Raw genomic sequence first — 17,659 nt, forward strand, 5'->3', positions numbered from 1 at the left:
AATAGAGTTCATGTATGGATACAGTCCTGCTGATCGACGAAGTCCGCCTCACTCCGATCCTCATAGCCGATCCGCCGCTCCTCAACACGCAGGGCGTCCACCAGCCGTACACCCCGCGTCTCGTCGTGGAAGTCGTCACGCGCGGCGGGGTCACGGGCATCGGAGAGACGTACGGCGACGGCAAGTACCTCGAACTCGCCCGGCCGCTGGCCGAGGCCCTGCCCGGCCGCCCGGTCAGTGATGTGAACGGCCTCTTCGCCCTCGCCGACGAGGTGTGCGGGGGTTCACGCGCCGCCGACGAGCGGGTCGACGCCGGAGGGCTGCGCGGCGCCCAGACCGTGGACAAACTGCGGCTCTCCGTCGTCTCCGGCTTCGAGGTCGCCTGCCTCGACGCGCTCGGCAAGACGCTCGGGCTGCCCGTGCACGCCCTGCTCGGCGGCAAGCTCCGGGACTCCGTCGAGTACAGCGCCTACCTCTTCTACCGCTGGGCCGCGCACCCCGGGGCCGACGAGCGGGACGACTGGGGCGCGGCGCTCGATCCGGCCGGCGTCGTCGGCCAGGCACGGCGCTTCGCCCGGGACCACGGCTTCTCCTCCTTCAAACTCAAGGGCGGTGTCTTCGAACCCGACCGGGAGATCGCCGCGATCCGCGCGCTCGCGGAGGCGTTCCCCGGGCAGCCGCTGCGTCTGGACCCCAACGGAGCCTGGTCGGTCGAGACCTCGCTGTACGTGGCGGACCAGCTGAAGGGCGTACTCGAGTATCTGGAGGACCCGGCGAGCGGTACGGACGCCATGGCCGCCGTCTCCGCGGGCACGGACGTGCCGCTGGCCACGAACATGTGCGTCACGACGCTCGCCGAACTTCCCGACGCCTTCGCCCGCGACGCGGTACAGGTCGTCCTCTGCGACCACCACTACTGGGGCGGACTGCACCGCACCCGGGAGCTCGCCGCGATCTGCCGCACGTACGGTGTCGGCCTGTCCATGCACTCCAACACCCATCTGGGCATCAGCCTCGCCGCGATGACCCACGTCGCGGCCACCGTGCCCAACCTCGACCACGCCTGCGACAGCCACTACCCGTGGCAGACCGAGGACGTCATCACCGCCCGCCATGTCTTCGAGGGCGGCAGGCTGACGGTCTCCGACGCCCCGGGCCTCGGCGTCGAACTGGACCGCGAGCGGCTCGCCGCCCTGCACCGGCGCTGGCTCGACGACGACGGCAGGATGCGGGAGCGCGACGACGCGGCGGCGATGCGCGAGGCCGAACCGGAGTGGACGGCGCCGCCGGTCCCACGCTGGTGAGGTCCGAGTTGCGACAACCCTGACCTGCGTCGATGGTCATGAGATGAAGGCGATCAGCTACAGCAGGTACGGCTCGGCCGACGTCATGGAGTACGGCGACCGGCCCGACCCGAAGGTCGGCCCCGACTCGGTGCTGGTGAAGGTGCGGGCCGCGTCCGTCAACCCGGTCGACTGGAAGGCCCGCGAGGGCTACCTCCAGTCCGGCCTGGAAGCCGTGTTCCCGGTGATCCCCGGCTGGGACGTCTCCGGAGTGGTCGTCCAACCGGGTTTGGCCGTCGACGAGTTCGCGGTGGGCGACGAGGTCATCGGCTACGTACGGGAGGACTTCCTCTCCCGGGGGACGTTCGCCGAGTACGTCGCCGCCCCCGTGCGCACCCTGGCCCGCAAGCCGCTGAGCCTCAGCTTCGAGGAGGCCGCCGGTCTGCCGCTCACCGGCCTCACCGCGTACCAGGTGCTCCACCGCACGCTGAGGATCCGCGAGGGCGAGACGGTGCTCGTCCACGCGGCGGCGGGCGGCGTCGGCTCGATGGCCGTGCAGCTCGCCCGGCACGCGGGCTGCCGGGTCATCGGTACGGCCGGCCCGCACAACCACGACCACGTGCGCCAGCTGGGCGCGGAACCCGTCGAGTACGGCGAAGGGCTCACCGACCGGCTCCGGGCCCTGGCCCCCGAGGGCATCGACGCGGCCTTCGACACCGTCGGCGGCGACGCGCTGAAGGCCTCCGCGGACACGCTCACGCCCGACGGCCGCCTCGCCTCCGTCGCGGACTCCGAGGTGTTCTCCTACGGAGGAAAGTACGCCTTCGTCCGGCCCGACACCGCCGACCTCACCCACCTGGCGGAGCTGGCCGAACAGGGCATCGTGCGGGTCCATGTGGACCGGGTGTTCCCCCTCGAACTGGCCGCGGACGCCTACCGGCTCAACGAGGAGGGCCGCACCCGCGGAAAGATCATCGTCGCCGTGGAATGGGAGAGCTGAGCGCCCGGACGAAGGCGGGACCGGCCGCTGCGGAGAGGTGAGCCGGGACGGGCGCGCCGACGGAGAGGCGGGGACGGGCCGCTGCGCGGAGGGGACGGTTCGCCTCAGAACAGCATGGCGGCCGCGAACACGGCCAGTGCGACCGCGCACGCGGCCGACGTCAGCGCGCTGCGCGGTGACATCGGCCGCGGTCTGGCCGCCGCCATGGACAACACCCGAAGGTGCGCCACCCGCAGAAACCCCAGCCACGCCAGCACACTCAGCGCCACCGCGACGAGCGCAGCCGGACCCGTCCCCTCGCTCAGCGCCTGCCGGCCCGCCAGCGTGGCGACCACAGTGCAGGACAGGGTGGTGCGGCGCCAGGCCAGTCTGGTCCGTTCCGGCTGGAGGCCGGGGTCCCGCTCGTCCGCAGGCATCAGGAGTCCCAGCCGAAGAGAAGCACCACCACCATCGCCAGGGCGGCGGCGGCGATCGCCAGACTCAGCAGGGTCGGGAAGCGGGAAACCGGCAGATCCTCGCCCCGGCGCATGGCCCGCTCGCACCTGACCCAGTGGTTGACCGCCCGCAGCGCACAGAGGACACCGGAGACGAGCAGTGCGAGCGCCAGACACGTCCGTACGCCCCAGGGCAGATCGGGCAGGAACTGGGCGACGGCGAAACCGCCGCCGATCAGCGCCAGCGCCGTACGGAGCCAGGCGAGGAAGGTGCGCTCGTTCGCGAGGGAGAAGCGGTAGTCGGGAGTGTCGCCCTCTTCGCGGAGCCGCTGCGGCGCGAACCACAACCGCAGACCCCGCACGATTTCGTTCACACCCGGCACCCTATCCACCGCGCCGCCGCCGCTCCGGGCACGGCTCAGCGCGCCCGGAAGTCCCTCAGCCGACGGTACGTCTCCAGCCCGTCCGGGACCCACGTCCAGTCGCCGAGCCGCTGCTCCAGCTCCGCGTCGGTCAGGAAGGTGTGCCAGTCGACCTCCTCGGTCTGCGGACGCACCGGCAACTCGCACCGCACCTGGTAGACGTACGACCACCAGGTGTGGTGACCGCCCTCGTACAGGAACGTGAACAGCGGTTCGGGGCGGGGGAGCCCGGTGACTCCCAGCTCCTCCTCGGCCTCGCGCAGGGCCGCCTCGTCGTAGGACTCGCCCGCGCCCACGACCCCGCCGACGAACATGTCGTAGTGCGAGGGGAAGACCAGCTTGGTGGCGGTCCTGCGGTGCACGAACAGCCGGCCCTGGGCGTCCCGCGCCTCGATGAAGACACAGCGGTGACGCAGACCCCGCGCGGTCGCTTCGCCGCGCGGCGCCTGCCCGACGACCTCGTCGTTCTCGTCGACGATGTCCAGGATCTCCTCAGCCGGGTCCATGCCTGGGTTCGCGCCGGGGGCTACGCCTGGGTTCATGCCCCCATTCAACAGGAGGCCGCTCCTGCTGCCCCCGGCGTACATGAGGGTCGGACCGGTGTTCCAGCCGCCCTCGTACTCCACCGCAGGCCGCAGGCCCCGGACGGTTGACGTGGCAGCGGCCCGAACCCAAGATCTGACGCACGAGTAACTTGGTGACAAGGACGGAATGCCATGGCGTACGACGCTGATGTGATCGTGATCGGGGCAGGGCTCGCGGGGCTGGTGGCGACCGCCGAGCTCGTCGACGCGGGACGTTCGGTGATCCTGCTCGACCAGGAACCCGAGCAGTCCATCGGCGGTCAGGCCCACTGGTCCTTCGGTGGCCTGTTCCTCGTCGACTCGCCCGAGCAGCGCCGGATGCGGATCAAGGACAGCCACGAGCTGGCACTCCAGGACTGGTACGGCACCGCGGGCTTCGACCGCGCGGAGGACCACTGGCCACGGAAGTGGGCGGAGGCGTACGTGGACTTCGCGGCCGGGGAGAAGCGGTCCTGGCTGCATGCCCAGGGGATGCGGTTCTTCCCCGTCGTCGGCTGGGCGGAACGCGGCGGCTACGACGCCACGGGCCACGGCAACTCCGTGCCCCGCTTCCACATCACCTGGGGTACGGGCCCGGGGGTCGTCGCCCCCTTCGAGCGGCGGGTGCGCGAGGGCGTCGCCAAGGGCCTCGTCCGCTTCGCCTTCCGCCACCGGGTCACCGGCCTCGGCCGCTCGGCGGGGACGGTCGACACGGTCACCGGCGAGATCCTCGCACCGAGCGGCACCGGACGCGGCACCGCGAGCAGCCGCGAGGCGACCGGGATCTTCGAGCTGAAGGCCCAGGCGGTGATCGTCACTTCCGGCGGTATCGGCGGCAACCACGACCTCGTACGCTCCCAGTGGCCCGAACGGCTCGGCACCCCGCCGGAGAAGATGCTCTCCGGTGTCCCCGCCCACGTCGACGGGCTGATGCTCGGCATCGCGGAGGCAGCGGGCGCGCACCACATCAACCGCGACCGCATGTGGCACTACACCGAGGGCATCGAGAACTGGAACCCGATCTGGGCCAAGCACGGCATCCGTATCCTGCCCGGCCCCTCGTCCCTCTGGCTGGACGCCCGCGGCAAGCGGCTCCCGGTGCCGCTCTTCCCCGGCTTCGACACGCTCGGCACCCTCGACCACATCATGAAGTCCGGCCACGGATACACGTGGTTCGTCCTCGACCAGCGGATCATCGGCAAGGAGTTCGCGCTCTCCGGCTCCGAGCAGAATCCGGACCTCACCGGCAAGTCGATCCGCGACGTGATCGGCCGGGCCCGCGCCGACGTGCCGGCGCCCGTCAAGGCGTTCATGGACAAGGGTGTGGACTTCGTCGTCGAGAACGACCTCGGCGCCCTCGTGCGCGGAATGAACGCGCTGACCGGCGACGGCCTCATCGACGAGGAGGAACTGCGCCGCGAGATCACCGCACGCGACCGGGAGATCGCCAACCCCTTCACCAAGGACCTCCAGGTCACGGCGATCCACGGGGCCCGCGCCTATCTGGGCGACAAGCTGATCCGTACGGCGAAGCCGCACCGCATCCTCGACCCGAAGGCGGGCCCGCTGATCGCGGTGCGCCTCAACATCCTCACCCGCAAGTCGCTGGGGGGCCTGGAGACGGACCTGTCCTCACGCGTCCTCGCGGCGGACGGCAGCCCTTCCCCGGACTCTCGGCTTCGCCCGAGCGGGGGAGACCCCATCCCCGGGGTGTACGCGGCGGGCGAGGCGGCCGGCTTCGGCGGTGGCGGAGTGCACGGCTACCGCTCGCTGGAGGGCACGTTCCTGGGCGGCTGCATCTTCTCGGGCCGGGTGGCGGGGCGCGCGGCGGCGGAGGCGGTGGGCTGAGCCGGCGCGCGGTCTGCGGCCGCGTTCTGTCCTCGACCGCCGGACGGGCTGGGCTTCCCGGCCCGTCCGGCCCCGTCCTCGGCCTCCGGCGCGACCTTCCCGTTCCCGCTTCCCTCACCGCGGATCCAGCACCTCCACCACCCGGAACCGCTCGGCCACGATCATCGTGTCGTCGTCGACCGTGAACTCCGGATCGCCCAGGGCCTCCCGCATCTCCTCGCTGTGCCAGAACCGTTCGTGCGAGGCCCGCCACTCGGCGACCGTCGTGTACCCCTCGCCCTCGTCGGCGGCGTGCTGCGGGCCCACGTCACCGAGCCGCACCACCCGGACGTCCGTCACCTCGACGACGGCGACCTCCCGCCCGTCCGAGCCGATCAGCGCGGACCGCTCACCGACCGGGGGCAACTCCTCCTTCTCCACCTCGTACTCGGCCAGCAGACCGGAGGTGGACACCTTGGCACCGGCGAGTACGGCGGCCACCAACTGGTCGCGCAGCGGCCCCGGGAAGCCGAAGAGGAGGGGTTTGAGAGGTTCGCGATTCTCCATGGCGTCAGTGTGGCACGCGTCACTCGGAGCACCCACAGCACCCGCGGTGAGCTGCGCGAATCTCTCCCGAACGGGACGCATCCGGCCAACTGTGGGGGAAGTGAGCAGAGTTGGAGCAGGCCGCCCCTTGACTCGGAGCATTGCCTACCGCTTGGCTGTGCGCGATCATTTGCTCGCACATCGCGTCGAAAGAAGTCTGCGGATGTCCCCGCCTCCGCCGCCCCTGGGCCGCCGCCGCAAGGGCGGGCGCCCGGACCACCCGTTCGATCCGGCTCTCGACGACAGCGAACTCATCGGGGTGCGCGGCCGGTTCGAGCAGGGCAGGTGGGCCGGTGTGCGCACGCTCCTGGCCGCGACCGGCACCGACTGGGACCGCAGAGGCCACCGCGTCGTCGCCCTCGCCGCCGCACCCTCCGCCCACGGCTGGGCCGAGGACTGGCTCCTCGCCGAACCCGACAGCACCGACGCCGCCACCCTCCTCGCCTGCGCGGAGGTCGCCCGCGCCCTGCATCCCAAGGCGTCCGCCGGAGCTCCCGGCCGGGCCCGGGAGGCCTGCCTCGCCGCCGCCAGGCTCGACCCCGCCGACCCGACGCCCTGGCTGGCCCTCCTCATGCTCGACGGCGCACGCGGCTCGCAGGGGGAGTGCGGCGCGCGGGAGGAGGCCGCCCGGCACTTCGAGGAGATCCGGGCCCGCCATCCCGAGCACCACCAGGCACACCACCTGATGACCGCCCAGCTCGCCGAGAGCCACCCCGAAAGCGGCCAGGACCCCCTGCACGAGGTTTACGACTTCGCCGCCTGGGCCTCCGAACAGGCCCCCGCCGACTCGCCCCTCGCCGTGCTTCCCGTCGTCGCACACGCCGAGCGCTACCGCGTCCTCGTCGCCGCGGGAAGCGAGTCCGCCGACCCGGTCGCCTCCGGTCACTGGTCGGGGCGGCGGGCCAGACAGGTCATGAAGGCCGCCTTCGACTGGTGGCTGGAGTGGGAGCGCGAGGACCACCCCCGCCACCGTGCCGACCTCAACTTCCTGGCCCACGCCAAGGTGTGCGAAGGGCGGCAGGCCGAGGCCGCGGCCCTCTTCCACCGCATCGGCCCGCACCTCACCGCGGCCCCCTGGTCCTACTCGGGCCGCGATCCGTACCCCGAATTCCTCGCCGCGCGCCGCTTCGCGCTCGGTGCCCCCTGACCCGTACCGCAGCCAACGAAGGGACCAACCCCGCCATGTCGACGGGCAGTTCAGATACCAGACGGGCCGGTGCCGGGAAGGTTACCGGCGACACCGGCGGGATCAGCACCTACAAGGGCGAGGAGCGCGCACTGCGGGCCGACCGGCTCGGTACCCCCGGGCTGCTGCTCTCGGTCCTCGCCGCGAGCGCCCCGCTGATGGTCGTCGCCGGTGTGATGCCCACGGTCTTCGGCGTGATGGGCGTGGTGGGCCAGCCCCTGCTCTACGTCATCCTCGGCATCGTCCTCATGCTGTTCAGCGTCGGCTACGCGGAGATGAGCCGGCATGTGCACAACGCCGGTGCCTTCTACGCGTACATCGCGCGCGGGCTCGGCCCCACGGCCGGAGCCGGCGCCTCGCTCGTCGCCCTGGTCGCCTACAGCGCCATGCAGGTCGGCATCTACGGCATCCTCGGCTTCGAGGTCTCCGGGCTCTTCGCCACCTACCTCGACATCGAGATCGCCTGGTGGCTGCCCGCCGTCGTCGCCGTCGTGGTCGTCGGCGCCCTCGGCTGGCTCAAGATCGACCTCAACGCCAAGGTGCTCGGCGTGCTGCTGGTCATCGAATGCGCCCTCGTCGTGATCTTCGACATCGCCGCCGTCAGCAAGCCGGGCCCCGAGGGTCTGTCCATGGCCGCGTTCAACCCCGACACCCTCGCCGGGGCAGGGCTCGGCACCGCCCTCTGCTTCTGCATCGCGGCGTTCGTCGGCTTCGAACAGGCCCCGGTCTACGCCGAGGAGACCAGCCGCCCGCAGATCGTCGTGTCGCGCGTGATGTTCCTGGCCGTCGGCTACGCGGCCCTGTTCCTCGCCGTCAGCTCCTGGGCGGTGACCGTCGCCACCGGCCCCGCCTCCGTGGTGGACACCTCGCTCAAGCAGGGCCCGGGCATGCTGTTCGGCCTCACCGAGGAGCGGCTCGGCGGCACGTTCACCGACGTGCTCCACGTCCTCTTCGTCACCGGCATGTTCGCCGCGCTCCTCAGCTTCCACAACGTCGTCGCCCGCTACGCGTTCGCGATGGGCCGCGAGGGCCTGCTGCCCGCAGCCTTCGGCCGTACGAACAAGACGAGCGGCGCCCCCGCCACCGGCTCGCTCCTCCAGTCCGGGCTCTCCCTCGTCATCGTGCTGGCCTTCGCGTTCACGGACGACCACCCGGTCGGCGACCCCACCGTGCCGGTGCTGCGGCTGTTCACCTGGATGGGCAACGTCGGAGCGCTGGGCGTCATCCTGCTGATGGCCGCCGCCGCCTTCGCGGTCATCGCCTTCTTCGTACGGCGCGGTGCGGGCCGGGCACAGGCCCCCCGCCTCGTGGCCTCGGGACTCGCCGGCCTCGCTCTCCTGGCCATCGCCTTCCTCACCGTCCGGGACTTCGACGTCCTGGTCGGCTCCGGCCCCGGCTCGTCCCTCACCTGGCTGCTGCCCGGCATCATCGGCGCCGCCCTCGTCGGCGGCCTGGTGTACGGCGCCGTGCTGCGCTCCACCAAGCCGGAGGTGCACGCCAGGATCGGGCTCGGCAACGAGGCGTTCCAGTTGGAGAAGGCCGCGGAGGCGGAGGCAGACGCCGCCGCACGCTGAGCGACGTTCGCTTCGCACCGTACGACCGGGGAGTGGCTGGGTGCCGCCGTGCGCCGCGACCACCGGGAGGAGTCCCGGCCCGCCGGGAAGTCCAACGCGGGCCAGAAGCTCTACGCCTCCTGGATCGCCGGAGCCCTGCTCGTGATGCCCGGGTCCGGGCCGCTGATGTGGTTCACCGGTCGCGCGCCGCTGGTGTGGCGCGCGAGCGCGACGTTCGTGCACGACTGGCCGGCGCTCGTGATCGGCCTCGTGCCGGCCAGTCGTGCATGGCGATGACGCTCGCCGACCCGGAGGCGCCGAGCGCCAGCGAGCCGATGGTCAGGGCCAGGAAGGCGTGCACCTTGAACCTGGTGATGAGCAGGACGATGACGGCGATGCCCGCCAGGACCGCGATGCCCAACTGAGCGTTGCCTGCCGAAGTGATGGGTTCGACGGCGTCCGCTGCCGGCATCTCGACGCCGAGACCGGTCACGGTGATGATCCTTAGCTTTCGAGCCGGCGCAGCGCGGCGACGGCTCGTGCGGAGATTTCTTCGGGAGTGCCGGACACGTCGACCGCGACGCCCGCCTCGTCCTCCTGCAGCGGCTGCAGGGTGGCGAACTGGGAGTCGAGGAGTGCGGTCGGCATGAAGTGGCCCTTGCGCTCCGCCATCCGGCGCTCGATGAGCTTCCGGTCACCGGTCAGGTGGAGGAAGACGACACCGGGGGCCCCGGCCCGCAGGCGGTCGCGGTAGGAGCGCTTGAGCGCGGAGCTGCTGACCACGCCGCCGAGCCCGGAGCGGCCGTGCGCCCACTGCGCGATCGCGTCGAGCCAGGGCCGACGGTCCGAGTCCTCCAGCGGGGTACCGGCCGACATCTTGGCGATGTTCGCGGCGGGATGGAAGTCGTCGCCCTCGGCGTACGGGACGCTCAGTTCGTCGGCGAGCAGAGGTCCGATCGTGGTCTTTCCGGTCCCTGCTACGCCCATCACCACAACGACGTGGGGGGTGCTCATTGGTGCCTCGCTGTCTTCTTCGACATCGGTCCGTCGCGCCACTGAAACCTATTACGTACGACTTATTCAAGAGGGTGTGACATAAACGTCGTACTTTTCATGCCCGAAGTGTGCGCCGTAGTCTTGTGGCCATGACCACACAGGGCCAGGGGCTGCATACTCACGTGCTGGACGCCCTGGGCCTGGAGATCGCCGCAGGCGACTTCCCACCCGGCAGCGTGCTGCGTACGGACGAGCTGGCGCAGCGCTTCGAGGTCTCCCGCACGGTCGTACGCGAAGTGGTCCGCGTCCTGGAGTCCATGCACCTCGTCGAGTCACGGCGCAGGGTCGGCGTGACCGTACGGCCCACCGAGGCGTGGAACGTCTACGACCCCCAGGTCATCCGGTGGCGGCTGGCGGGCTCCGACCGTCCGCGACAGTTGCGCTCCCTCACGGTGCTGCGCTCGGCGATCGAACCGGTCGCCGCGGGTCTGGCCGCCACACACGCCACCCCTGAACAGTGCGCCGCGCTCACGGAGTGCGCCCTCGGCATGGTCGCCACCTCGCGGGGCCAGCAGCTGGAGGGCTACCTGCGGCACGACATCGCCTTCCACCGGATCGTGCTCAACGCCTCCGGCAACGAGATGTTCGCGCGGCTCGGCGACGTGGTGGCAGAGGTCCTGGCGGGCCGCACCCACCACCAGGTCATGTTCGAGGACCCGGACCCGGCCGCCGTCACCCTGCATGTGCGCCTGGCCGAGGCGGTCCGCGAGGGCGACGCGGAGGCCGCGGAACGCCTGACGAAGGAGATCGCGGTGGGCGCCCTCCACGAACTGGACGTCCTCGCGCCCTGACCTCCTGTCCTCAGCAGCCGGGCAGGCCCGACCTTTCACGTACGTGCGCCAACCGCCCCGCGGCTGCCGCCAGCACCATCTCCAGCGCCGCCGGATACCCGCTGCGACTCATCTCCGCGACCAGCACCCCCGCCGTAGCGGCGATATGCGGATACGTGCCGGCCGACGCCCCCGCGTACGTCTCGCGCCACGTCCGCTCCTCCAGCTCCTGGGCCCGCACCGGAAGCGCCAGCGTGGACGCGTCCAGCGCGGCGAACGACAGCGTCTGGTCGACGAACACGTGGTAGATCCGCACCGCCTCCGCACCCGGGAATCCGGCCCCCCGCAGCACCCCGAGAATCGCGTCCACCGACCGCATCTCGTGCGTCCGCCCGGTCACCCGGGCGCAGGCCAGCATCGCCGCCTGCGGATGCGCCACGTAGTCCGCGTGCATCCTCAGCCCCAGCGACCGCAGATCGCCACGCCAGTCCCCGGTAGGACGCCAGCTGTTCAGCGTCCGGCCGATCAACTCGTCGGCCACCGCCAGCAGTAGCTCGTCCGTGTCCCTGAAATAGCGGTAGAGGGCGCTCGGATCGCACCCCAGAGCGGTGCCGAGCCGACGTACGGTCAGTGCCGCCGCCCCGTGCTCGCCGATCAGCCGCAGCGTCGTCTCCACGATCAGCCGCTCGGACAGCACCGTGCCCTGCTTGGTGGGACGCCTGCGCCGCCGCGCACCCTCAGGCACCACCCGCTCGCTCGCGCTCATGGGCGCACCTTATGACAACGGCGTTGACGTGGAAACCCTCCGCAGAGTTCGATGTGCCGCCATCAGGGCCCGAACGGCGGCCCCCGGCGAAGGAGTGACCGTGACCGTCCCACGCACCCCGAACGGCAGCGATCCACCGGCTCCACCGGCCCCACCGGTCCCGCCCGCCCTGCGCAAGAGCCTCGGTGTCGTCGACGGCGTGGCCATCGCCGCGTCCTCCACGGCCGCCACCACCAGCATCGGCATCGGCCTCGGTGTCACCGCGGGCATCGTCGGCCTGCACCTGCCGATCATCATGCTGCTCGGGTTCCTGCCGATCCTCGGCATCGCGTGCGCCTACTCCCGGCTCAACCGGGTCGAGCCGAACATGGGAAGCGGCTACGTCTGGGTCGGCCGCTCCCTCAGCCCCTGGCTCGGCTTCCTCGTCGGCTGGATCGCCATCGCCGCCACGGTCGTCTTCCTCTCGTACACCACGACCGTCACCGGCTCCGCCACTCTCCAGCTCGTGGGTGAGGCGGGCCTGCACGAGCTCGCCGGCCTCCGCCTCGACCCCGACTCCACCGCTCAGGCGACCGCCCTCGGTATCCTCGTCCTGGTGGCGGTCACGTTCACCGCCGTCGTCGGTACGCGTTCGGCCGCCAACCTCCAGAAGTACCTGCTGGTCTTCGAGTACGTCGTACTCCTCGGCTTCTGCGGATACGGAATCCTCTTCGGCCCGCACCCCTTCAGCCTGGACTGGCTCAACCCGTTCACCATCCCCTCCGGGCACCAGCTCGCCCAGGGGCTCCTGCTCTCCGTCTTCTGCTACTGGGGCTTCGACTCCACGTTCAGCGTCAACGAGGAGGTCCGCGACCCCCAGGACGCCTCCCGAGCCGGATTCATCACCCTCTTCACCATGCTCGGCCTCTTCCTGCTCGGCTCCTTCGCCTTCCAGCGCGTCCTCTCGCTCGACGAGCTGACCGCCAACGGCGCCCAGGGCCTCACCTACTTCGGTGACCGGCTCGCCGACCAGCCGCTCGCCGCTCTCCCGCTGATCGCCCTCACCTTCTCGGCCGTCGCCTCCCTCCAGTCCGGGGTGATCCCCACCGTCCGCGGCATGTTCGCGATGGGCCGCGACCGTACGCTCGGCCCACTCTGGACCAAGGTCAGCCCCCGATACGGAACACCGGCGGCCGGCACCGTCGCGATCGGCTGCGTCGCCGCCTCGGTCGCCGTCCTCTCGCTGGTCATCCCGAAGGTCGGCGACGTCATCCTCGCCTCCGTCAACGCGATCGGCGTCGTCGTCTCCCTCTACTACGCGCTGACCGCCCTGGCCGCCGCCACCCGCTTCCGCGGTGCCCTGCGCGAGAGCTGGTCCGAGGCCCTGCGGGCCGTGGTCGTCCCCGTCCTCAGCGCACTCTTCCTGCTCGGTCTGGGCGGATACCTCTGCTGGAGTTTCTACACATCCGTGGACCACTTCGAGATCAGCCCGGACAACGGCTGGTTCATGCTCCTGTGCCCCGCGGTCATGGTGCTGACCGGCCTCGTCGCCGCGGCCTGGGCCAAGTGGGTGAGAAAGTCCCCGTACTTCGTCACAGGGCGCTCCATCGCACCGGCCGAACCAGGGATCACCGAAGCGGCCTGACGGTTCAGCTCACACCACCCCCGCACGGAACGGAACACACCCACCCATGCGCCACGCACCCGCCGACCTCGTCCTCACCGGCGGCCCCGTCCTCACCATGGACGCCGCCCGCACCCGCGCCACCACCCTCGCCGTCACCAGCGACCGCGTCACCGCCGTCGGCCATGACGAGGTCCGCGAGCTGATCGGACCGAAGACCGAGGTCGTCGACCTCGCCGGACGACTGCTCGTCCCCGGCTTCCAGGACGCCCACATCCACCCGGTCGGCGCCGGCCTCGAACTCGCCCAGTGCGACCTCACGGAAAGCCGTGAGGCCACGGACACCCTCGCCGCCGTGCGCGCCTACGCCGTCGCCCACCCCGACCACGAGTGGATCACCGGCGGCGGCTGGTCCATGGAGGCGTTCGACGGCGGCGCCCCCACCCGCGGCCTGCTCGACGCCGTCGTACCCGACCGGCCCGTCTATCTGGTCAACCGCGACCACCACGGCGCCTGGGTCAACACCCGGGCCCTGGAGCTCGCCGGCCTCACCCGGGACACCCCCGAACCCGCCGACGGCCGCATCGAGCGCGACGAGCGGGGCGAGCCCACCGGCCTCCTCCAGGAGGGCGCCATGGACCTGGTCGCCCGCCTCACCCCCAGGTCCACGCCTGCCGACCGCCTCGCAGCCCTGCTGCGCGCCCAGCGGATACTCCACTCCTACGGCGTCACCGCCTGGCAGGACGCCATTGTCGGATCCTTCGGCGCCATGGACGATCCCGCCGACGCCTACCTCACCGCCGCCCGCGACGGATCACTCACCGCCCGGGTCGTCGGCGCCCTCTGGTGGGACCGTGAGCGGGGTGCCGAGCAGATACCCGAACTGGTCGCGAGGCGGGCCGAGCTGAGCACCGGCCGCTTCCGCGCCGGGTCCGTGAAGATCATGCAGGACGGTGTCGCCGAGACCGGCACAGCCGCACTCCTCGCCCCGTACCTCGACGCCTGCGGCTGCGCCACCACCAACAGCGGCACCAGCTTCGTCGACCCCGTGGAGTTGTGCCGGTACGTCACCGAGCTGGACGCCCTCGGCTTCCAGGCCCACTTCCACGCCCTCGGTGACCGGGCCGTACGCGAGGCACTGGACGCGGTCCAGGCCGCCCGCACCGCCAACGGACGCACCGACACCCGGCCACACCTCGCCCACCTCCAGGTCGTCCATCCCGACGACATCCCCCGGTTCCGTGAGCTGGGAGCCACGGCCAACATCCAGCCACTGTGGGCCGCCCACGAACCGCAGATGGACGAGCTGACGATCCCCTTCCTCGGTGCCGAGCGGGCCGCCCTGCAGTATCCGTTCGGCGCCCTCCTGCGATCCGGCGCCACCGTCGCGGCGGGCAGCGACTGGCCGGTCAGCAGCCCCGACCCGCTGCACGGCATCCACACCGCCGTCAACCGGATCACTCCCGACTCCGACGGCCCGGCCTTCCTCCCCGGGCAGCGCATCTCGCTGACCGCCGCCATCGCCGCGTACACGGCGGGCTCGGCCCATGTGAACCACCTCGACGACACCGGCTCCCTGCGCGCCGGAGCCCTCGCCGACCTGGTGATCCTGGACCGCGACCCGTACGCGGGCCCGGCGGAGGAGATCGGTTCCACCCGCGTCCTGCGCACCTATGTCGGCGGCCGGAAGGTCCACGACTCCGAGGACTGAACGGATCTCGGGCCCCCTCAGAACGGCACACACCGCGGGGGCCCGAGATCCGTTCCCCTGGGCGTACGGTTGTCCGTGATCGATCTTCACACCAGTCGGAAACAGGGAGACCACGGTATGGCGCAGCAGGTGCAAGGGGTCATCGCACCGGGGAAGAACGAGCCGGTACGGGTCGAGACCATCGTGATCCCGGACCCCGGCCCCGGCGAGGCCGTGGTGAAGGTCCAGGCGTGCGGCGTCTGCCACACCGACCTGCACTACAAGCAGGGCGGCATCAACGACGACTTCCCGTTCCTGCTCGGCCACGAGGCAGCCGGCATCGTCGAGTCCGTCGGCGAGGGCGTCACGGACGTCGAGCCCGGCGACTTCGTCGTCCTCAACTGGCGTGCCGTGTGCGGTCAGTGCCGCGCCTGTCTGCGCGGGCGGCCCTGGTACTGCTTCGACACCCACAACGCCACGCAGAGGATGACGCTGCTCGACGGCACCGAACTGTCGCCCGCCCTGGGGATCGGCGCGTTCGCCGAGAAGACGCTCGTCGCCGCCGGTCAGTGCACCAAGGTCGACCCGGAGGTCTCCCCGGCCGTCGCGGGACTCCTCGGCTGCGGTGTCATGGCGGGCATCGGCGCGGCCATCAACACCGGCCAGGTCGGCCGCGGCGACTCCGTCGCCGTGATCGGCTGCGGCGGCGTGGGTGACGCGGCGATCGCCGGTGCGCGGCTCGCGGGCGCGGCGAAGATCATCGCGGTGGACATCGACGACCGGAAGCTGGAGACGGCGAAGAAGATGGGTGCCACGCACACCGTCAACTCCCGGTCCGCCGATCCGGTCGAGGCGATCCGCGCCCTGACCGCAGGCAACGGCGCCGACGTCGTCATCGAGGCCGTCGGCCGCCCGGAGACGTACAAGCAGGCGTTCTACGCCCGCGACCTCGCGGGCACGGTCGTCCTCGTCGGCGTCCCCACCCCCGAGATGCAGCTCGAACTCCCGCTGCTCGACGTGTTCGGCCGCGGCGGTTCGCTCAAGTCGTCCTGGTACGGGGACTGCCTGCCCTCGCGGGACTTCCCGATGCTCATCGACCTGCACCAGCAGGGCCGGCTCGACCTCGGCGCGTTCGTCACCGAGACCATCGGACTCGGCGACATCGAGCAGGCGTTCGCCCGGATGCACGAGGGCGACGTCCTGCGCTCGGTGGTGGTCTTCTGATGGCCGCGCGCATCGACCACCTGGTGACCTCCGGCACCTTCGCCCTCGACGGCGGGGAGTGGGACGTCGACAACAACGTCTGGATCGTCGGCGACGACACCGAGGCAGTCGTCATCGACGCGGCCCACGACGCGGCGGCCATCGAGGCGGCCCTCGGCGGCCGTACGCTGCGGGCGATCATCTGCACCCACGCCCACAACGACCACATCGACGCGGCCCCGGCCCTCGCCGCCACCACCGGCGCGCCGGTCCTGCTGCACCCCGACGACCTGCCGCTGTGGAAGCAGACCCACCCCGACCGGGCACCCGACGGCGAACTCGCCGACGGCCAGGAACTGGAGATCGCGGGCATCCGCCTCCAGGTCCTGCACACCCCCGGCCACGCGCCGGGCGCGGTCTGCCTGTACGCCCCCGAGCTGGACACCGTCTTCACCGGAGACACCCTGTTCCAGGGCGGCCCCGGAGCCACCGGCCGGTCCTTCTCCCACTTCCCGACGATCGTCGCCTCCATCCGGGACCGGCTGCTCGCCCTCCCGGCAGAGACCTCCGTCCGTACCGGACACGGCGACAGCACCACCATCGGCGCGGAGGCCCCGCACCTCCAGGAGTGGATCACCCGAGGCCACTGAGGCCCCGGCCCTGTCGGCCCGTACTCACCGGTCCGGCCACGCGGAGAGCCGCAGCCCGCTCTCGAAGCGGCGCGGCTCATGCGTGACCGGATCGGTGAACTCCAATGTGTGGGCCAGTAGTTGGAGAGGCCGCGTGTAGTCGTCGGACCCGCTCCCCTTCTCCTCCACCACCTCCGGATAGACCGGGTCATGGAGGAGCGGCAGCCCCAGGGCGTTCATATGGACCCGCAGCTGATGGGTCCGCCCGGTGGCCGGCAGCAGCCGGTAGCGCCCGAGGCCCCCGCGCTGCTCCAGCAGCTCGATACGGCTCTCGCTGTTCGGCTCGCCTGGCTCCTCGCGGGCGGCGATCACTCCCCGCTCCTTCACGATCCGGCTGCGCACGGTGCGTGGGAAGGTGAGTCGCGGATCGTACGGTGCCACCGCCTCGTACTCCTTGCGTACGAGGCGGTCCCGGAACAGCGTCTGGTACGCGCCCCGCTCCTCGGGCCGCACGACGAACAGGACGAGGCCCGCGGTCAGCCGGTCCAGCCGGTGGGCGGGCTGCAGGAGCTCCGCCCCCAGCTCCCGGCGCAGCCTGGCGACCGCCGTCTCGGTGATGTGCCGGCCGCGCGGAGTGGTGGCGAGGAAGTGCGGCTTGTCGGCGACGACGAGGTGCGCGTCCCGGTACACCACACCCAGCGGGAACGGCACCGGCTCCTCCGGAGCGAAGTCCCGGTGGAACCAGAGGTAACGGCCGGCGGTGTACGGCTCGTCCGGCCCCACGGCGACGCCGTCGGCGCCGACGAACCGCCCCCCGGCGAACATCGCGTCCACTCGGTCCGTGCCGATGGCGGCCCCGAACCGCGCCAGCAGATGATCCCGGACCGTCCACTGTCCGGTCCCGGCGCCGGCCCCCGCCCCGGGAACGTCCGGCAGCCGGATCCGTACCGGATCGATGCCGTCCCGCTGCGCCAGCGGGGCCGGCGGCGGCTTCGCGCGCCCCCTCACCGGCCGGCGCCCGGACGCTCGCGGTTCGGACTCCGGCCGGTGGTGGCGGTCACTGTGCTG

17 protein-coding genes and 2 pseudogenes are annotated in these 17,659 nt (G+C 71.5%); 11 read left to right on the top strand and 8 right to left on the bottom strand.

From position 1 onward, the window contains the following. Positions 1-14 precede the first annotated feature (14 nt). Together F0344_RS29860 and F0344_RS29865 are read left to right on the top strand one after the other, a co-directional pair. Positions 15-1,304, top strand: a complete 1,290-nt coding sequence (locus F0344_RS29860; protein ID WP_185301725.1) for a glucarate dehydratase family protein — start codon at positions 15-17, stop codon at positions 1,302-1,304. Positions 1,305-1,347: 43 nt separating this feature from the next. After that, entirely contained in the window at positions 1,348-2,283 is a 936-nt protein-coding gene (locus tag F0344_RS29865) for an NADP-dependent oxidoreductase (RefSeq protein ID WP_185301726.1), read from the top strand. Positions 2,284-2,387: 104 nt separating this feature from the next. Here F0344_RS29865 and F0344_RS29870 read toward each other — a convergent pair whose 3' ends face one another. Genes F0344_RS29870 through F0344_RS29880 form a run of 3 tightly spaced genes read right to left on the bottom strand, consistent with a single transcriptional unit; the run spans position 2,388 to position 3,645 of the window. Next, positions 2,388-2,699, bottom strand: a complete 312-nt coding sequence (locus F0344_RS29870) for a DUF202 domain-containing protein (RefSeq protein WP_185301727.1) — start codon at positions 2,697-2,699, stop codon at positions 2,388-2,390. Continuing rightward, positions 2,699-3,091, bottom strand: coding sequence for a YidH family protein (locus tag F0344_RS29875; protein ID WP_185301728.1), 393 nt, complete (start codon positions 3,089-3,091; stop codon positions 2,699-2,701). Before F0344_RS29875 ends, F0344_RS29870 begins: the two co-directional genes overlap by 1 nt. Positions 3,092-3,135: 44 nt before the next feature. Continuing rightward, on the bottom strand, positions 3,136-3,645 hold the full coding sequence (locus F0344_RS29880; protein ID WP_185302961.1) for an NUDIX domain-containing protein: 510 nt from the start codon (positions 3,643-3,645) through the stop codon (positions 3,136-3,138). 210 nt (positions 3,646-3,855) lie between these two features. Between F0344_RS29880 and F0344_RS29885 the strand changes: the two genes are divergently transcribed. Further along, a complete protein-coding gene (locus F0344_RS29885) occupies positions 3,856-5,550 on the top strand; it encodes an FAD-binding dehydrogenase (protein WP_185301729.1) in 1,695 nt (564 codons plus the stop codon). 114 nt (positions 5,551-5,664) lie between these two features. On the opposite strand, the gene F0344_RS29890 is transcribed toward F0344_RS29885, so the two are convergent. Next, complete coding sequence (locus F0344_RS29890; protein ID WP_185301730.1) at positions 5,665-6,096, bottom strand: ASCH domain-containing protein; 432 nt, start codon at positions 6,094-6,096, stop codon at positions 5,665-5,667. 202 nt (positions 6,097-6,298) lie between these two features. Between F0344_RS29890 and F0344_RS29895 the strand changes: the two genes are divergently transcribed. The 3 genes and pseudogenes from F0344_RS29895 to F0344_RS36210 all read left to right on the top strand — a co-directional run. Further along, complete coding sequence (locus F0344_RS29895; protein ID WP_185301731.1) at positions 6,299-7,282, top strand: hypothetical protein; 984 nt, start codon at positions 6,299-6,301, stop codon at positions 7,280-7,282. A 35-nt stretch (positions 7,283-7,317) separates the two neighbouring features. After that, complete coding sequence (locus F0344_RS29900) at positions 7,318-8,895, top strand: APC family permease (protein ID WP_185301732.1); 1,578 nt, start codon at positions 7,318-7,320, stop codon at positions 8,893-8,895. Between the two features lie 8 nt (positions 8,896-8,903). Then, positions 8,904-9,191: pseudogene (locus F0344_RS36210) on the top strand (cytochrome b/b6 domain-containing protein); the annotation flags it as partial. Here the strand turns inward: F0344_RS36210 and F0344_RS29905 are convergent. Further along, positions 9,176-9,367, bottom strand: a pseudogene (locus F0344_RS29905) (GntT/GntP/DsdX family permease); the annotation flags it as partial. The pseudogenes F0344_RS36210 and F0344_RS29905 overlap by 16 nt on opposite strands. An 11-nt stretch (positions 9,368-9,378) precedes the next feature. After that, positions 9,379-9,888 (bottom strand): gluconokinase, encoded by a 510-nt coding sequence (locus F0344_RS29910; RefSeq protein WP_185301733.1) that lies wholly within the window; start codon positions 9,886-9,888, stop codon positions 9,379-9,381. 131 nt (positions 9,889-10,019) lie between these two features. On the opposite strand from F0344_RS29910, the gene F0344_RS29915 reads away from it, so the two are divergent. Further along, entirely contained in the window at positions 10,020-10,721 is a 702-nt protein-coding gene (locus F0344_RS29915; RefSeq protein WP_185301734.1) for a FadR/GntR family transcriptional regulator, read from the top strand. Positions 10,722-10,731: 10 nt separating this feature from the next. On the opposite strand, the gene F0344_RS29920 is transcribed toward F0344_RS29915, so the two are convergent. Beyond that, entirely contained in the window at positions 10,732-11,466 is a 735-nt protein-coding gene (locus F0344_RS29920; protein WP_185301735.1) for a TetR/AcrR family transcriptional regulator, read from the bottom strand. A gap of 100 nt (positions 11,467-11,566) precedes the next feature. Here F0344_RS29920 and F0344_RS29925 point away from each other — a divergent pair, with 100 nt between their 5' ends. The 4 genes from F0344_RS29925 to F0344_RS29940 all read left to right on the top strand — a co-directional run bounded on the left by F0344_RS29925 (position 11,567) and on the right by F0344_RS29940 (position 16,612). After that, a complete protein-coding gene (locus F0344_RS29925) occupies positions 11,567-13,090 on the top strand; it encodes an APC family permease (protein WP_258050167.1) in 1,524 nt (507 codons plus the stop codon). A 46-nt stretch (positions 13,091-13,136) separates the two neighbouring features. Further along, the gene (locus tag F0344_RS29930) at positions 13,137-14,780 is read left to right on the top strand and encodes an amidohydrolase (protein WP_185301737.1); all 1,644 of its coding nucleotides are present in this window, start codon (positions 13,137-13,139) and stop codon (positions 14,778-14,780) included. 117 nt (positions 14,781-14,897) lie between these two features. After that, complete coding sequence (locus F0344_RS29935) at positions 14,898-15,983, top strand: S-(hydroxymethyl)mycothiol dehydrogenase (protein ID WP_185301738.1); 1,086 nt, start codon at positions 14,898-14,900, stop codon at positions 15,981-15,983. Further along, the gene (locus F0344_RS29940; RefSeq protein ID WP_185301739.1) at positions 15,983-16,612 is read left to right on the top strand and encodes an MBL fold metallo-hydrolase; all 630 of its coding nucleotides are present in this window, start codon (positions 15,983-15,985) and stop codon (positions 16,610-16,612) included. The genes F0344_RS29935 and F0344_RS29940 overlap by 1 nt, the downstream gene beginning before the upstream one ends. Before the next feature lie 24 nt (positions 16,613-16,636). Here the strand turns inward: F0344_RS29940 and F0344_RS29945 are convergent, their stop codons facing one another. Then, positions 16,637-17,599: an RluA family pseudouridine synthase gene (locus F0344_RS29945; RefSeq protein ID WP_185301740.1), complete on the bottom strand. Its 963-nt coding sequence runs from the start codon at positions 17,597-17,599 to the stop codon at positions 16,637-16,639. Between the last annotated feature and the right edge of the window lie 60 nt (positions 17,600-17,659).

The sequence above is a fragment of the Streptomyces finlayi genome (assembly GCF_014216315.1).
Classification (GTDB): Bacteria; Actinomycetota; Actinomycetes; order Streptomycetales; family Streptomycetaceae; genus Streptomyces; species Streptomyces finlayi_A.

What these genes read in the sequence shown, in the direction of transcription:
- F0344_RS29865 (WP_185301726.1), top strand. Translation starts at nt 1,348, where the DNA reads ATGAAGGCGATCAGCTACAGCAGGTACGGCTCGGCCGACGTCATGGAG.
- F0344_RS29915 (WP_185301734.1), top strand. Translation starts at nt 10,020, where the DNA reads ATGACCACACAGGGCCAGGGGCTGCATACTCACGTGCTGGACGCCCTG.
- F0344_RS29885 (WP_185301729.1), top strand. Translation starts at nt 3,856, where the DNA reads ATGGCGTACGACGCTGATGTGATCGTGATCGGGGCAGGGCTCGCGGGG.
- F0344_RS29910 (WP_185301733.1), bottom strand. Translation starts at nt 9,888, where the DNA reads ATGAGCACCCCCCACGTCGTTGTGGTGATGGGCGTAGCAGGGACCGGA.
- F0344_RS29940 (WP_185301739.1), top strand. Translation starts at nt 15,983, where the DNA reads ATGGCCGCGCGCATCGACCACCTGGTGACCTCCGGCACCTTCGCCCTC.
- F0344_RS29870 (WP_185301727.1), bottom strand. Translation starts at nt 2,699, where the DNA reads ATGCCTGCGGACGAGCGGGACCCCGGCCTCCAGCCGGAACGGACCAGA.
- F0344_RS29860 (WP_185301725.1), top strand. Translation starts at nt 15, where the DNA reads ATGGATACAGTCCTGCTGATCGACGAAGTCCGCCTCACTCCGATCCTC.
- F0344_RS29890 (WP_185301730.1), bottom strand. Translation starts at nt 6,096, where the DNA reads ATGGAGAATCGCGAACCTCTCAAACCCCTCCTCTTCGGCTTCCCGGGG.
- F0344_RS29935 (WP_185301738.1), top strand. Translation starts at nt 14,898, where the DNA reads ATGGCGCAGCAGGTGCAAGGGGTCATCGCACCGGGGAAGAACGAGCCG.
- F0344_RS29900 (WP_185301732.1), top strand. Translation starts at nt 7,318, where the DNA reads ATGTCGACGGGCAGTTCAGATACCAGACGGGCCGGTGCCGGGAAGGTT.
- F0344_RS29930 (WP_185301737.1), top strand. Translation starts at nt 13,137, where the DNA reads ATGCGCCACGCACCCGCCGACCTCGTCCTCACCGGCGGCCCCGTCCTC.
- F0344_RS29880 (WP_185302961.1), bottom strand. Translation starts at nt 3,645, where the DNA reads ATGGACCCGGCTGAGGAGATCCTGGACATCGTCGACGAGAACGACGAG.
- F0344_RS29895 (WP_185301731.1), top strand. Translation starts at nt 6,299, where the DNA reads ATGTCCCCGCCTCCGCCGCCCCTGGGCCGCCGCCGCAAGGGCGGGCGC.
- F0344_RS29920 (WP_185301735.1), bottom strand. Translation starts at nt 11,466, where the DNA reads ATGAGCGCGAGCGAGCGGGTGGTGCCTGAGGGTGCGCGGCGGCGCAGG.